This window comes from Streptomyces sp. NPDC058308, assembly GCF_042880275.1.
Taxonomy (GTDB): Bacteria; Actinomycetota; Actinomycetes; order Streptomycetales; family Streptomycetaceae; genus Streptomyces.
In genome coordinates this window covers 1-14,727 of sequence record NZ_JBHVZA010000047.1, presented here as the reverse complement: position 1 = coordinate 14,727, position 14,727 = coordinate 1, and the positions used below count along the sequence as shown (strand labels likewise).

Annotated in this window: 12 protein-coding genes and 1 pseudogene; 4 read left to right on the top strand and 9 right to left on the bottom strand. The window is 71.1% G+C overall.

What is annotated here, in order from left to right:
- Positions 1-5 precede the first annotated feature (5 nt).
- Together ACFVYL_RS35910 and ACFVYL_RS35905 are read right to left on the bottom strand one after the other, a co-directional pair.
- Positions 6-314, bottom strand: a pseudogene (locus tag ACFVYL_RS35910) (hypothetical protein); the annotation flags it as partial.
- A 23-nt stretch (positions 315-337) separates the two neighbouring features.
- Complete coding sequence (locus ACFVYL_RS35905; RefSeq protein ID WP_389723860.1) at positions 338-964, bottom strand: SUKH-4 family immunity protein; 627 nt, start codon at positions 962-964, stop codon at positions 338-340.
- 247 nt (positions 965-1,211) lie between these two features.
- Here ACFVYL_RS35905 and ACFVYL_RS35900 point away from each other — a divergent pair, with 247 nt between their 5' ends.
- Entirely contained in the window at positions 1,212-1,868 is a 657-nt protein-coding gene (locus tag ACFVYL_RS35900; protein WP_389723858.1) for an NADPH-dependent F420 reductase, read from the top strand.
- Between the two features lie 228 nt (positions 1,869-2,096).
- Here ACFVYL_RS35900 and ACFVYL_RS35895 read toward each other — a convergent pair whose 3' ends face one another.
- The 7 genes from ACFVYL_RS35895 to ACFVYL_RS35865 all read right to left on the bottom strand — a co-directional run bounded on the left by ACFVYL_RS35895 (position 2,097) and on the right by ACFVYL_RS35865 (position 9,565).
- Positions 2,097-2,648 (bottom strand): glycoside hydrolase family 25 protein, encoded by a 552-nt coding sequence (locus ACFVYL_RS35895; protein ID WP_389723856.1) that lies wholly within the window; start codon positions 2,646-2,648, stop codon positions 2,097-2,099.
- Positions 2,649-2,740: 92 nt separating this feature from the next.
- Positions 2,741-4,009, bottom strand: a complete 1,269-nt coding sequence (locus tag ACFVYL_RS35890) for a YncE family protein (protein WP_389723853.1) — start codon at positions 4,007-4,009, stop codon at positions 2,741-2,743.
- Positions 4,009-4,800, bottom strand: coding sequence for a polysaccharide deacetylase family protein (locus ACFVYL_RS35885; RefSeq protein WP_389723850.1), 792 nt, complete (start codon positions 4,798-4,800; stop codon positions 4,009-4,011). The genes ACFVYL_RS35890 and ACFVYL_RS35885 overlap by 1 nt, the downstream gene beginning before the upstream one ends.
- Before the next feature lie 432 nt (positions 4,801-5,232).
- Entirely contained in the window at positions 5,233-5,886 is a 654-nt protein-coding gene (locus ACFVYL_RS35880) for an ATP-binding protein (protein ID WP_389723847.1), read from the bottom strand.
- A gap of 121 nt (positions 5,887-6,007) precedes the next feature.
- Positions 6,008-6,775, bottom strand: coding sequence for an enoyl-CoA hydratase/isomerase family protein (locus ACFVYL_RS35875; protein ID WP_389723845.1), 768 nt, complete (start codon positions 6,773-6,775; stop codon positions 6,008-6,010).
- A gap of 120 nt (positions 6,776-6,895) precedes the next feature.
- A complete protein-coding gene (locus tag ACFVYL_RS35870; RefSeq protein WP_389723842.1) occupies positions 6,896-8,134 on the bottom strand; it encodes an Ig-like domain-containing protein in 1,239 nt (412 codons plus the stop codon).
- A 219-nt stretch (positions 8,135-8,353) separates the two neighbouring features.
- Positions 8,354-9,565, bottom strand: a complete 1,212-nt coding sequence (locus ACFVYL_RS35865; RefSeq protein WP_389723839.1) for an Ig-like domain-containing protein — start codon at positions 9,563-9,565, stop codon at positions 8,354-8,356.
- Between the two features lie 155 nt (positions 9,566-9,720).
- Between ACFVYL_RS35865 and glgX the strand changes: the two genes are divergently transcribed.
- The 3 genes from glgX to ACFVYL_RS35850 all read left to right on the top strand — a co-directional run bounded on the left by glgX (position 9,721) and on the right by ACFVYL_RS35850 (position 14,555).
- On the top strand, positions 9,721-12,036 hold the full coding sequence (glgX, locus tag ACFVYL_RS35860) for a glycogen debranching protein GlgX (protein ID WP_389723836.1): 2,316 nt from the start codon (positions 9,721-9,723) through the stop codon (positions 12,034-12,036).
- A gap of 71 nt (positions 12,037-12,107) precedes the next feature.
- The gene (locus ACFVYL_RS35855; RefSeq protein WP_389723833.1) at positions 12,108-13,070 is read left to right on the top strand and encodes a LysR substrate-binding domain-containing protein; all 963 of its coding nucleotides are present in this window, start codon (positions 12,108-12,110) and stop codon (positions 13,068-13,070) included.
- A gap of 108 nt (positions 13,071-13,178) precedes the next feature.
- The gene (locus tag ACFVYL_RS35850) at positions 13,179-14,555 is read left to right on the top strand and encodes a carbohydrate-binding protein (RefSeq protein WP_389723830.1); all 1,377 of its coding nucleotides are present in this window, start codon (positions 13,179-13,181) and stop codon (positions 14,553-14,555) included.
- Positions 14,556-14,727 lie beyond the last annotated feature (172 nt).

Below are 14,727 nucleotides of genomic sequence, written 5' to 3'. Positions count from 1 at the left end.
AGCGCTCACGCGCCGATCAGGAGCTCCAGCGTGCCGATCACGCGGTTCGAGAAACCCCACTCGTTGTCGTACCGGGCGACGACCTTCACGTGGCGGCCGTCGACGCGGGTGAGGGCCGAGTCGAAGATCGGCGAGGCGGGGTTGCCCGTGATGTCGGACGACACGAGCGGGTCGTCCGAGTATTCGCCGCCCTGTGGGTTCTGCTCCTGTGGATTCTGCTCCTGCGTGTACGCATGCACCGTCGTCATGAACGCGTGCTCGATGCCCGCGAGTTCGTCGAGCACCTTGGCCGGCGGGGCGAACGCGTGTGCGGTGGGTGGGCGGCGTCGCCCGCCGGTCACCCATGGAGCGAGCGGCCGCCCGGGGTAGCGGCCGTGAACCGCTGGCCCGCGGCGATCTCCTCGCCCACGACCGACCAGACGGTCTCGTCGTCCTGGAAGGGGAGCGGGTCGATGGCGCTCGTCTCCTGGCGGATGCGCTCGACCTCGCGGTCAAGGCGCTCGAAGTCGGCCTCCTCGTCGTCCTCTTCGCCGCTGAAGGTGAACTCCTCCAGCAGGCGCTGGAACCGGAGGGCGACCTGGATGAGGGAGGAGACGTCGGTGTGGAGTTCCCGCGCCGTCTCCTCGTCGGGATCGAAGGCGAACACCTTGCCGGAAGCGGGGTCGAGGGCGAGGTGGGCGTTGAGCAGCCAGCCGATGACGGGCCATTCCCCGGCACCTGCCGCGGCCTCCTCGAAGGCCTCGAAGGCCTCGACGTGGACGACCTCCCGGACGAGGGGCAGCCTGCCGTCGTCCTCGTCGGGCTCGCGCAGAAAGAGCGTTCCGGCCGGGGCGCCGACGGACCGGAGGAGGCGGGCGCCCTCGGTGTCCGCGGCACCGGGCGGGAACGAGGTGGCGGGAAGGGTCGCGAGCCGGTCCTCGCCGAAGAGGGCGGCGAGTCCGCAGCGGGTGACGTCGAAAAGCACTACCGGGGCTCCGAACTGGGTGGCGGCACAGGCGCCGTGGGACTCATGGGGCTCGTGGGGCTCGTGGGACTCGTGACTGGCTGGTGCGGCTCTTGGGGCTCGCGACGGGCGGAAGCAGCCGCCATTATGCCGAGATCCTTTTCGAGTCGAGCCCCTGGGCGGAATGCCCCGGCTCCTGGACGGAATACCCCAGGCAATCCGGAGGTTGCCTCCGATACCACTGGGGATCTCCGGAAGGACAGTCATCATGAAGATCGGCATCATCGGAGCGGGCAACATCGGCGGCAACCTCACCCGGCGGCTCACCGCGCTCGGTCACGACGTGGCCGTCGCCAACTCCCGCGGCCCGCACACCCTGACCGCGCTCGCCGAGGAGACCGGGGCCACGCCCGTCCCCGTCGAGGAGGCCGCCCGGGGCGCGGAGGTCGTCGTCGTGGCGATCCCGCTCAAGGCCATCCCCGACCTGCCCGCGGGCTTCCTCGACGGCGCCGCCGAGGGCGTCGCGGTCATCGACACCGGCAACTACTATCCGCAGCGCGACGGCAGGATCGCCGGGATCGAGGAAGGTCTCACCGAGAGCCGCTGGACGGAGCGGCAGATCGGCCACCCCGTGATCAAGGCCTTCAACGGCACCTACGCCCAGGACATCCTCGACGCGCCGCGCCCCCAGGGAGACCCCGGCCGCCTGACCCTGCCGGTGTCCGGCGACGACGAGGTGGCCAAGAAGACCGTACGGGACCTCATCGACCAGCTCGGCTTCGACACCGTGGACAACGGCGGCCAGGACGAGTCCTGGCGCCAGCAGCCCGGCACCCCCGTCTACGGAAACAGGGGCGCCGTCGAGGAGATCCGCGAGGCCCTGGCGGCGGCGTCGCCGGAGCGCACGGCCGAATTCCGCGCCTGACACCCGCTCGGCCGCCGCCCCCGCTCAGCCACCTCGCCCCGCCAGAAGGACCCTAGGTCCTGTCGTCAAACTCCCGTCTGCCTCGCGACGCCTGGCACGCACGCTCGCCGCGTTGTCGGGCTCATCCCGGTACGCCCAGTACCGGGACGACCCTCCGCCTTGCGATCGCACGCACCAGACGCCGCGAGGCCGCCCTCCGGGCGAACGACGCGAGTTCGACGACAGGACCTAGGACGTCGCCCACTCCCGCAGCTCGTCCTCGCTGTCGAAGGCGGCCACGTCCTTGTCCAGCGGCGACGACGTGTACTGATGGATCGTCCACTCCGCCTGGATGCGCGGCTTGCCCGCGCTCACGTAGTCGGCGATCCACAGCCCGTCGCCCGCGTACGAAGTGGTGTCGTGGTTGAGCCAGAAATCGCGGCTGCAGTACAGCAGTACGCGATTGTGGGGGCGCAGCCGCTTCACCTCCCGGATGAAGCGGTCCTTCTCCCCGTTGCTCGCGCGCGTGTGGTCCCCGGTCCACTCCCAGTCCACCGCCAGCAGCTCCCCCGCCTTCTCGGGTGCTTTGCTCACGAAGTACGCGGCCTGGGCCGTGATGTTCCCCGGCCACAGGAAGTGGTAGAAGCCGGCGACGCATCCGGCGTCGCGGGCGCGCTTCGTCTGGGCGGACAGTTTCGGGTTGACGTACGAACGACCCTCCGTCGCCTTGATGATGACGAAGGAGAGGCCGTCCGTGTCGAAAGTCGACTGGTGCGAGCTGACGTCGATGCCACGGATCACGGGCGCCTCCAGGGTGGGGGGAGAAGGCAGGTTCCTGAACTGCCCGTTTGGTGCCCGTTGTCAGGTGCGGCCAACCGTCAACCGTCAATGGTTCAACGGAAGATCCCCGTGTGCCCGAGCGAGTAGCGGCCCGGCTGGGGGTAGACCGCGAGGCCGTGCGGTCCGCTGCCCACCGGGATGCGGGCCAGCTGGACGCCGGTGCGGGTGTCGATGGCGTACACCTCGGAGTCGTAACGTCCGGAGAGCCAGAGGGTGTTGCCGTCCGAGGAGACGCCGCCCATGTCGGGGCTGCCGCCCTGGGGGAGCTTCCATTTCTTGGTGAGCTTGTTCTTGGGGAAGTCGAAGACGGAGATGGTGCCCTCGCCGCGGTTGGAGATGTACATCTCCTTGGAGTCGCGGCTCACGTAGAGGCCGTGGCAGCCCTTGCCGGTGGGCAGCAGCTTCGGCTTCGTGAACTTCTTTCCGTCGAGGACCCACATGCCGTGCGCCATCATGTCGGCGATGTAGAAGGTCTTGCCGTCCGGGGACATCTTCACGTCCTGCGGCATGGCGCCCTTGAAGGGGATCTTCTGCTGGCCGACGACCTCCATCTTCTCCGTGTCGACCTTGAGGAGCTCGCCGGAGAACTCGCAGGACACGATGAAGTAGCGGCCGTCCATGGAGAAGTCGGCGTGGTTGACGCCCGCGCAGGTCACCGGGACGGTCTTGACGCGGTTCATGGTCTTCGGGTCGCGGAAGACGAGCTCGCGGTCCATGGAGGCCATCACGATGGCGTGCTTGCCGTTCGGTGTGAAGTAGAGGTTGTACGGGTCGGAGACCTCGACGGTGCGGCCGGTCTTGCCGGTGACGGGGTCGATGGCGGTGAGACTGTCGCCGAGGTCGTTGTTGACCCAGAGCGTCTTCATGTCCCAGGAGGGGACGACGTGCTGGGGCTGGTTGCCGACCTTGACGGTCTTGACGACCTCGTACTTGTCGGGGTCGATGATCGACACCGTGTTGGAGTTGGTGTTGGGCACGTAGATACGGTTGAGGAACTTCTTCGCCACGGGCTGGAGGGCGTTCGGCCGGTCGGCGGCGTACGCGTCCTTGGGGTCGAGGACGGGCGGCATGCCGGGCAGACCGGGTGCCGTCTTCGGCTTGGCGGGCTTGCGCACGCCTTCGGTGCCGAGCGCTTCGTCGGCGCGCTGGTCCGTCCCGCAGCCGGCGAGGACGGCGAGCACGGCACCGGCGGCGAGGACGGCGGCGGTGCGCTTGGAGAGGCTGTGCAGCGGAGCCTCCCGCCGGGTGGGGCGCGGTCCCGGGCCGAGGCCGGGGCCGGGGGCGACGGTGGGGCTCGGGGTGGGTTCCGGGTTCAGGGACATCAGGTCAGCAGCTCCGTGGTCGTGACCGCGCGCAGGCCGCGGCGTTCCAGTTCTTTCAGGACGGCGGGGAGGGCTGCGACCGTGTCCGCGTACCCGAAGTGGAGGCTCACCACGGATCCGGGGCGGATCTCGGCGGCGATCTTGCGGGTGACGGCCGGGGCGCCCGGCGAGGTGAAGTCGAGGGAGTCGACGTCGTACGAGAGGACGTGCGGGTAGCCCGCCCGGCGGGCGAGGCGTTCGACGAGGGGCGTCGCCGTCCGGGTGCGCGAGGGGCGGAACCAGGTGCCGATGGAGCCGGTGAGGCGGCGCAGGCGGTCCGCGCAGCCGGCGATCTCGGCGGTGGCCTCGGCTTCGGACATGGCGTTGATGTCCCGGTGGTGGTGGGTGTGGTTGCCCAGGTCGTGGCCGCCGTCGAGGATGCGGCGCGCCAGGTCGGGGTGGGCGTCGAGCCAGCTGCCGACGGCGAGGACGGTGACCTTGGCGCCCGCCTTCTCCGCCTCGGTGAGCAGCGACTTCGCGATGGCCGGGTCGCCCTGGCCGTGGAAGGTGAGGGCGACCCGGGGGCGGGTGCGGGGGCCGTGGTCGATCTGGGCGGGGCGGCCGGGGAAGCGACGCGGGGCGGGGGCGGCGGCCAGGGCGGGGCGGGGGGCCTCGCCCGGGGGGCCGGGGGACCTGGATGCGGACGGGCGGGCGGGGGCGGGGCCGGTCGCGGCGCACCCGGTGGTGAGCGCGCCCGCGGCGAGAAGGCCGACGCCCGCGCGCAGGGCTCTGCGGCGGTCGGTCTCGATCACCCGTCCATTTAATGGGAAAAGAATGTAAAAAATGCTGATTGCCCGCTTCAGGGGCGTTACGGGTCGGAGCCCCGGGTCCTCCCTCGCCCTGGAGGGGCCTTCGGTATCACCCCTCACAGCCGCCGCTTAACCAGCGTTTACCAGGCAGGTGTCCCATCTCACCAAGGATTCACCTCTAAACTGTCACTTTTTGCCCGTGATGTACACATATGGGCTTTTGGATCGCCGACAGGCGTCTGCCATAGTCGGGGACACGACCCCCATTGACCCGGGCTCAGGTCGTCATCAGCGGCTGTGGATCACACCCCAAACATCCACGGCCCTTCACGAAGGCCCCCTTCGCGCCGACCACGGCCGCCGGGGGCTTTCGCGTACCGGCGCCCCCCTCAGGGACTGTCTTTCTCAGGGCCTGTCTTTCTCGGAGCCTGTCTTTCAGCGGTCGGCGACCCGCATCTCGAACCACGTCGTCTTGCCGCGCGGCAGCAGGTCGACGCCCCACCGGTCGGAGAGCTTGTCGACGAGGAACAGGCCGCGGCCGCTCAGGTCCATCTCACGGACGGGCATCAGACAGGGCAGCCCGCGCGAGGGATCGCGGACCTCCACGCGGATCCAGCCCCGCCGCCGCTGCATGCGCAGGCCGAAGACGCGGGCGCCGGTGTGCCGGACGGCGTTCCCGACGAGTTCGGAGACGAGGAGGACGACGTCCTCGGTGAGTTTCGGGGAGAGGCCCCAGTGGCGCAGGACGACGACCTGGGCGAGGCGGCGCGCGATGGCGGCGGACTCCGGGCGCGACGGCAGCGGAACCTCCGCGTCCGTCGGATTGCCGAACAACTCGAGCGCCTTGAGCGCGTGTTCGTCCTCCACCGCCGGCGACCAGCGTGCCGCGGTCGCACTGCCCTGCCGCCGCGGCCGTTCGTAACCCTCCAGCCCCGCCATGCCACCATCATGGCCGCCCAGGGCGCCCTCCGGGGCCGTTCCGGCGGAATAAGCCCCCCGGAACCATCCATTCCGGGGGGCCGTCTTGACATATGCCACTGGCAGTCCAGAGCTCTGAATCCGGCGATGACCTGCGGTGACTACCCGCATGTGCGTGATCACACACCGCCCGGCCAGTCAGGCTCAAGGTTCTGTCAGGGCGTTCATAATCCGCTCCTTCGAGGGACGTGCCCACTGACGCACGTTCAACTGGGCGCCCTCAATGGCCCGTTCAGACGAACTTGGCCTTGCCAGGACCCTCCTCGACGAAGCTCCGCATGCCCCGCTGGCGGTCCTCGGTCGCGAACAGACCCGCGAACCACGTGCGTTCGATGGCGAGGCCCGTGTCGATGTCGGTCTCCAGGCCCGCGTCGATGGACTCCTTGGCGGCGCGCAGCGCGATGGCCGGACCCTGCGCGAGGCGCGCGGCCCACGCGTGCGCCTGCTCGTACACCTCGGCGGCGGGCACGACGCGGTCCACCAGGCCGATGGTGAGCGCCTCATCCGCCTTCACATGGCGGCCGGTGAAGATGAGGTCCTTGGCCTTGGACGGGCCGACGAGGCGGGCCAGGCGCTGGGTGCCGCCCGCGCCGGGAATGACGCCGAGCAGGATCTCCGGCTGGCCGAGCTTGGCGTTGTCCGCGGCGATGCGGAAGTCGGCGCAGAGCGCGAGCTCACAACCGCCGCCCAGCGCATAGCCGTTGACGGCGGCGACGACCGGCTTGGGGATGCGGGCCACGGCCGTGAACGACTCCTGCAGGGCGCCGGAGCGCACGACCATGGCCGCGTGGTCCATGGCCTGCATCTCCTTGATGTCCGCGCCCGCCGCGAACACCTTCTCGCCGCCGTGGATCACCACGGCGCGTACGTCGTCGCGCCGCGTCGCCTCTTCGGCGAGCTCCTTGAGGCGGTCCTGGGTGGCGATGTCCAGGGCGTTCATCGGGGGACGGTCGAGTCGGATCGTGCCGACGCCTTCGGCGACTTCGAGGTGTGCAGTCATGAGAGGCACGTTAGCGGGGGTTAACGGGGAAGGGCCCGGTGCACTTGGTCACAGTGCGCCGGGCCCTTCCCAGATGGGCCGTCGTGAGGCCGGGGGCCGTGGCTGGGCCGGGGGCCGTGGCTAGGCCTTCCACTTCTCCCACGACATGTTCCAGCCGTTGTAGCCGTTCTCCGGCTGGATCTTCTTGTCGGCGGAGTTCTTCACGACGACCAGGTCGCCGATCATCGAGTTCTCGAAGAACCAGCCGGCGGGCGTCTTCTTGCTGTAGCCGCCGCGCACGTCACTCAGGCCTATGCAGCCGTGGCTGGCGTTGGTGTTGCCGAAGGCGCCGCCCGACCAGTAGTTGCCGTGGATGAAGGTGCCGGAGGTGGAAAGCCGCATCGCGTGCGGGACGTCCTTGATGTCGTACTCGCCGCCGAAGCCGACGGTCTCGCCGTTCATCCGGGTCACCTGCAGCTTCTCGCTGATGACCATCTCGCCGTTGTACGTGGTGGTGCCGGGGGCGCCCGCGGTGATCGGGATCTTCTTGATCTGCTTGCCGTCGCGGACGACCTTCATCTGGTGCGTCTTGGCGTCGACGGTGGAGACCTGGCTGCGGCCGATCGTGAAGTTCAGGGTCTTGACCTGCTTGCCGTAGACGCCCGGGCGGCCCTCGACGCCGTCGAGGTTGAGCTTCACGGTGACCTTCGTGCCGGCCTTCCAGTACTTCTCCGGGCGGAAGTCCAGGCGGTCGTTGCCGAACCAGTGCCCCTCGACGGGCACGGACGGCTCGGTCTTGATCTCGATGGCCTTCTCGACGGCGGCCGGGTCGGTGATGCCGCGCGTGAAGTTCACCGAGAACGGCATTCCGACGCCGACCTTCGAACCGTCCTCCGGGTTGAACTGGCCTATGAAGGTGTTCTTCGGAGTCAGCGTCGTGAAGGCGGTGTCCTTGGCCGAGGCGCGGCCGTCGGAGTCCTTCGCCACCGCGTGGACCTTGTACTTCGTGGCGGCCGCGAGGTGGTGGGCGGGCTTCCAACTGGCGCCGTCCGCAGCGATCCTGCCCGGAACCGGGTTGCCCTTGCCGTCCTTGACCTCGACCTCGGAGAGCTTGCCCTTGGTGGCGCCTATCCTCAGGGCGCCGCTGGTGGCCACGGAGTCCGCGCCGTCCTTGGGGGCTATCGTCACGACGGCCGCGGAGGCGGCGTTCTTGCCCGCCTCGCCCTTGCCGTCACCGCCGGAGTCCGAGTCGCCCCCGCCGCATGCCGCGACGAACAGGAGCGCCGCCCCCGACGCCACCGCCGTCAGTCCTCTGGCGCCCCGCCGCCGCACGCGAATCCGCGCACCAACCGACGTCCCCGATATCGGTCGCCCGTTCAAGATGTTGTCTCCCCTCGCACGGCCTGATCCAGGCCCGCACCCCAGTGCACCTGCGCGTTTCGGACACGCGCAAGCGTTAGATAACCACACGGTTCCGGGCGATGACTCCCCGCCAATGTCACCGTTCCGTTCCAACTGCCGTGGGGGTACGGGCAGACCATGATCACTTGATGGTCCCCGGCCGGTCACCGGGGGATCACCTCACGATCACCCGGGGGATCAGCCGTTGTTCACCCAGTTCTTCCACCCCATGTTCCAGCCCCCGAGGCCGTTGTCAGGAGCGACTTTCTTGTCATTGCTGTTGACCACTTCGACGACGTCCCCGATGAGGCTCCGGTCGAAGAACCAGCCCGCGGGCGTCTTCGAGCTGCCGCCCTTCACGTCGCGCAGCCCCACACAGCCATGGCTGACATTGGTGTTGCCAGGGGCGTCCGGGGACCAGTAGTTGCCGTGCAGGAAGGTGCCGGAGGTCGTCAGGCGCATCGCGTGCGGCACGTCGGGGATGTCGTACTCGCCGCCGAAGCCGACGGTGCGGCTGTTCATGCGGGTCACCTCCAGCATCTCCGTCACCACCATCTTCCCGTTGTACGTGGTGGTCTTGGGGGCGCCCGCGGTGATCGGGACCGTGGCGAGGACCTCGCCGTCGCGGCGTACTTCCATGGTGTGCTCGGCCGCGTCGACCAGGGAGGTCTGGCTGCGGCCGACCGTGAACGCGAAGCTCTTGTCCTGCAGGCCGTACACCCCGGGGGCGGCCTGGACGTCGCGCAGCCGCAGGCCGACGGTGACCTCGGTGCCGGGCTTCCAGTACTTCTCGGGGCGGAAGTCGACGCGGGTCTTGCCGAACCAGTGCGGGCGGATGTCGACCGCCGGGTGCGCGGTGACGTGGATGGCGCGCTGCACCGCCTCGCGGTTCTCGACCTCCCGGTTGAACTCCAGGGAGACGATCATCCCGGTGCCGACCGTGGAGCGGTTCTCCGGCGTGACGTACGCGGTGAAGCGCTCGTCGGGGACGTACGTACGGAAGGTGGTGTGCCGGGCCGTGCGGCGGCCGTGGCCGTCCAGGGCGACGGCGTCGACCTTGTACGTGGCGGCGAGGGCCAGCGGCCCGTCGTCGAGGGGCCGCCAGGTGGTGCCGTCCTCGTCGATGCGGCCCGGCACGTCGAACTTCTGCGCGTCCTGCGTCCGGACGACCTTCACCGACTCCAGGCGGCCGCCGGGGACCTTGACCTCGATGCGTTCGTCCGCCTTGATCCCCTTGCTGTCGTCACCGGGCGTCACCCGGATCGCGTCCGCGGGCGAGCGCGGTTTCCCCATGATTCCGTCGAGCCCGTCGGCGGAGCAGCCGGACGCCCCGGCCAGCAGGCCCGCCCATGTCACCGCCGCGGCCAGCGCGGCCCCTGCGCGCCGTGCGCGCCTCGCAACCTGTCTCACGTGGGTCCCAACGACCGTCCCCCTGCCGGGGAAACGTGAGTGCGGCGCGCACGGTGGGCAGAACTAGTGGGGAGGACGACGTAGGGGGAGCCGCGGCCGGGACGCCGCACGCCCTTCTTCGCGCGTCGGCCGACGGAGCCGCGGGAGGCGAGTAGGTGTCGAGCGCACCCGAACCAGGGGCAGTGCAGGAAGCGCGGACGATGGGGCGCGGCACGGCCGAGCGGCCCGCCCCCACAGTGAACGGGAGCAGGACCGGGCGGGGCACCCCGCCCCGCGCCGCGCCGACGCGACCGGTCTGGCCGGGGGCGCCGACCCCGCTCGGCGCCCGGTTCCGGGTGGGGCCCGACGGGGTCGCGGGCACCAACTTCGCGCTCTGGGCGGGCGGCGCGGAGGCGGTGGAGCTCTGTCTGTTCGACACCGACGGGGTCAGGGCCGTCGAGACGCGCTGCCGGCTGACCGAGCTGACGCACGGGATCTGGCACGGCTTCGTGCCGGACGTGCGCCCCGGCCAGCGGTACGGCTACCGCGTGCACGGCCGCTGGGACCCCTGGACCGGCGCCCGCTGGAACCCGGCGAAGCTGCTCCTCGATCCCTATGCGCGCGCGGTGGACGGCGGCCCGGGCAACGACTACGGCCGGCTGCCCGCCGAGGTGTACGGCCACGTGCGCGACTGGCCCCAGCAGCACGTGGCCGACACGGTCCGCGACGAGCGGGACTCGGCGCCGTACGTGCCCAAGGGCGTGGTCGTGCACGATGACGCGCCGGACGACGAGTGGACGGACGACCGGCGGCCCAAGACGCCCTGGGCGGACTCGGTCATCTACGAACTGCACGTGCGCGGCTTCACCAAGCTGCATCCGGGGATACCGGATGAACTGCGCGGCACGTACGCGGGGTTGGCGCACCCGGCCGCGCTAGACCACCTCGTGCGCCTAGGGGTGACGGCGGTGGAGCTGCTTCCGGTGCATCAGTTCGCGCACGAGGACCATCTGCTGCGCCGGGGCCTGCGCAACTACTGGGGCTACAACTCGATCGGCTACTTCGCCCCGCACGCGGCGTACTCGGCGTCGGGCACCACGGGCCAGCAGGTCGGCGAGTTCAAGCGGATGGTGCGGGCGCTGCACGAGGCCGGGATCGAGGTCATCCTCGACGTGGTCTACAACCACACGGCGGAGGCCGGGGAGCTCGGCCCGATGCTGTCCCTGAAGGGCATCGACAACCGCGGCTACTACCGGCTGCGGCAGGGCGAGGCACGGCGGTACGCGGACTACACGGGCTGCGGGAACACCTTGCAGGTCGTCCAGCCGCACGTGCTGCGCCTCATCACGGACTCCCTGCGGTACTGGGTGTCGGAGATGGGCGTGGACGGCTTCCGTTTCGACCTGGCGGCGGCGCTCGCGCGCTCCTTCCACGACGTCGACATGCTCTCGCCGTTCCTCGCGGTGATCGCGCAGGACCCGGTCCTGCGGCGCGTGAAGCTGATCGCCGAGCCGTGGGACGTGGGGTCGGGGGGCTATCAGGTGGGGGCCTTCCCGCCGCTGTGGACGGAGTGGAACGACCGGTACCGGGGTGCGGTGCGGGACTTCTGGCGGGGCGCGCTGCCGGACGTACGCGATCTGGGGTACCGGCTCTCGGGGTCGAGCGACCTGTACGCGTGGGGCGGGCGCAGGCCGTACGCGTCGGTGAACTTCGTGACGGCGCACGACGGTTTCACCCTGCGGGACCTGGTCAGTTACGAGCGGAAGCACAACGAGGCCAACGGGGAGGGCAACCGGGACGGCTCCGACGACAACCGGGCCTGGAACTGCGGCGCCGAGGGCGAGACGGACGACGAGGACGTCACCGCGCTGCGGCGCAGGCAGCTGCGCAACCTGATGACGACGCTGCTGCTCTCCACCGGCGTGCCGATGCTGGTCGCGGGCGACGAGATGGGCCGTACGCAGCGCGGCTCCAACAACGCCTACTGCCAGGACAACGAGATCAGCTGGGTCGACTGGGGGCTCAGGGACGAGCCGGGGTGGCGGGAGCTGTACGCGCTCACCGCCCGGCTCATCGAGCTGCGGCACCGCCATCCGGTGCTGCGCAGCCGGGCGTTCTTCTCCGGCCGTGCGCACTCCGCGGACGGGCTGCGGGACCTGGCGTGGTTCACGGCGGGCGGCGCCGAGATGACGGAGGCCGACTGGTACGCGCCGACGGCGACGCTCGGCATGTATCTGTCGGGGCGCGACATACCCGGCCGCGACGCCCGGGGCGCGCCGGTCGTCGACGACAGCTTCCTCGCGGTCCTGCACGCGGCGGCGGAGCCGACGGCGTTCGTGCTGCCGGGGCCGCCGTGGGCCGAGGCGTACGAGGTCGTCGTGGACACCTCGGTGGAGGAGCAGGACGTGCCGCCCGGGGCCGTGCACCGGGCGGGGGACGAGCTGACGGTGGCGGGGAGGTCGGTGGTGCTGCTGCGGGTCGCCGGCGGCTGACGACCGCGATGATCAGTTCTGGTCCGGACCAGAGTCTTGCCCCGGCCCGGAGGGCGCACCAAGCTCACTTCATGGACCTGGAGTTGCGGCACCTGAAGACGATCCGGGCGATCGCCGACGCGGGCAGCCTGACCAAGGCCGCCACCACGCTCGGGCTCGCCCAGCCCGCGCTGAGCGCGCAGCTGAAGAGAATCGAGCGCACCCTGGGCGGCGAGCTCTTCGAGCGGGGCCGGCACGGCGTGCGGGCCACCCCGCTGGGCGAGTTCGTGCTGGCCCGCGCCAGGGTGGTACTGCCCGCGGTCACCGGGCTGCGGGAGGAGGCGCAGCGGTTCGCGCGGGCCTGGGAGGGCGGCGCGGGGTTCCGGCTCGGCGGCATCCACGGGCCGCTGCTCGGCGCCCTGGTGGACCGGCTCGCCGCCGCCTACCCCGGGGTGACCGTGACGACCCACACCTCCTGGTCCGAGCGGGAGATCGCGGCCCGTACGGCGGCGGGCCGCCTGGACTTCGCGCTGGTGGGCACCTGCGGGGCGAGCGCGCCGCCCGAGGACGAGCTCCTGGTCTGGCGCGAGGTGGCCCGCGACCCCGTCTTCGTCATGCTGCCCACCGGCCATCCGCTGGCCGCCCGGCAGGAGATCGAACTGGCGCTGCTCGCGGACGCGGCGTGGACGGACGTGCCGGGCGACGGCTGTTTCGCGGACTGCTTCTCGGCGGCGTGCGCGCGTGCGGGGTTCACGCCGTCGCGCGTGTACGAGACGGATGTCGCGTCGTGCGTCCATCTGGTGCAGGTGGGGCGGGCGGTGGGGCTGTGCCGGGCGACGTTCCCGCCGACGCCGGGTCTGGTGACCCGGCCGCTGGCGGGGGCGCCGCTGTACTGGCGGCACCTGCTCGGCTGGCATCCGGCGGCGCCGGCCCATGACACCGCGGCCGCCGTCTTCGCGCACACCCGCGCCGCGCACGCCGAGGCGGCGGCGCGCAGCGAGAGCTATACGGCGTGGCTCTCCGCGCCGTCTCCGTCGCCGGGCCGGTGTCCATAACGCCGGTACGGGGGGTCTGCTGACAGCTACTGGCGGACAGTTGAGGCTTCTACGGTGTGGGCGTTCCCCTCATCTCCCCGCTTCCCCGGTACATCGAGGAGACCTCAGATGCTCCCCACCCATCACAGACGTGTCACCGCGGCGTGTGCCGCGGTGGCCGCGGCCGGGGCACTGGTCCTCGCCGGTCTGCCCGGCTCCGCCTCCGCCCAGGCCGACCCCGCCGCCTCCGCCTCCCCGTCCCTCTCCCCCGCCGAGAGCGCCGCCGTCGCCGCGACCTCTCCGGACGTCCTGCGGGCCATGCGGCGCGACCTCGGCCTCACGACGGCGCAGGCCGAGGCCCGTCTGGTCAACGAGGCCGAGGCCGGCGCCGTCGCGGGGTCCCTGCGGAGCGCGCTCGGCCGCGACTTCGCGGGCGCCTGGGTGCGCGGCGCCACCTCCGCGACGCTCACCGTGGCGACGACCGACGCCGCCGACGTCCCGGCGATCGAGGCGCGGGGCGCACGGGCCGCGGTGGTCGACCACTCCGCCGACCAACTGGACGCGGCCAAGGCGCGGTTGGACCGGGCGGCCCGCAAGGCGAAGACGCGTGACGCACCGGTCTGGTACGTCGACGTGCGCACCAACGCGGTCGTGGTGCGGGCCGTGCACGCCTCGGCGGCGGCGTCCCTCGTCTCCGCGGCGGGCGTGGACACCTCCCTCGTACGCGTCGTACGGACCACGGAACGGCCGCGGCCGCTCTACGACCTGGTGGGCGGCGACGCGTACTACATGGGGGGCCGCTGCTCCATCGGCTTCCCGATCACCAAGGGCGGTCAGCAGGGGTTCGCCACGGCGGGCCACTGCGGGCGCGCGGGCACCGCGACCAGCGGCTACAACCAGGTGGCCCAGGGCACGTTCCAGGCATCCATCTTCCCCGGCAGGGACATGGCCTGGGTCGCCACCAACTCCCAGTGGACCGCCACCCCGTACGTGAAGGGCCAGGGCGGGCAGCGGGTCGGCGTCGAGGGCTCCACACAGTCCCCGGTGGGTGCGTCGATCTGCCGCTCCGGCTCCACTACGGGGTGGCACTGCGGCACGATCTCGCAGCACAACACCAGCGTCACCTACCCCGAGGGCACCATCAGCGGCGTGACGCGGACGACCGTCTGCGCGGAGCCCGGCGACTCCGGCGGCTCCTTCATATCCGGGAGCCAGGCGCAGGGCGTCACCTCGGGCGGCTCGGGCAACTGCTCCAGCGGCGGCACGACGTTCCACCAGCCGATCAATCCGCTGCTCCAGCAGTACGGGCTGACGCTGAAGACCACGGGTGGCGGTGACCCCGGCCCCGGTGATCCCGAGCCGGGAGGCACGTGGGCGGCGGGCAAGGTCTACGCCCCGGGCGACACGGTGACCTACGGCGGCTCCACGTATCGCTGCCTGCAGGGGCACCAGGCGCAGCCCGGCTGGGAGCCGCCGAGCACGCCCGCGTTGTGGGAAGCGGTCTGATCGGTTGTCCGTCGGCTGCGGGCCGTGTGTGGCTGGGCGCGCAGTTCCCCGCGCCCCTGGCGGGGCGGGGAGCCCGCCCCCTAGGCCCTGTCGTCAAACTCGCGTCGTTCGCCCGGAGGGCGGCCTCGCGGCGTCTGGTGCGTGCGATCGCAAGGCGGAGGGTCATCCCGGT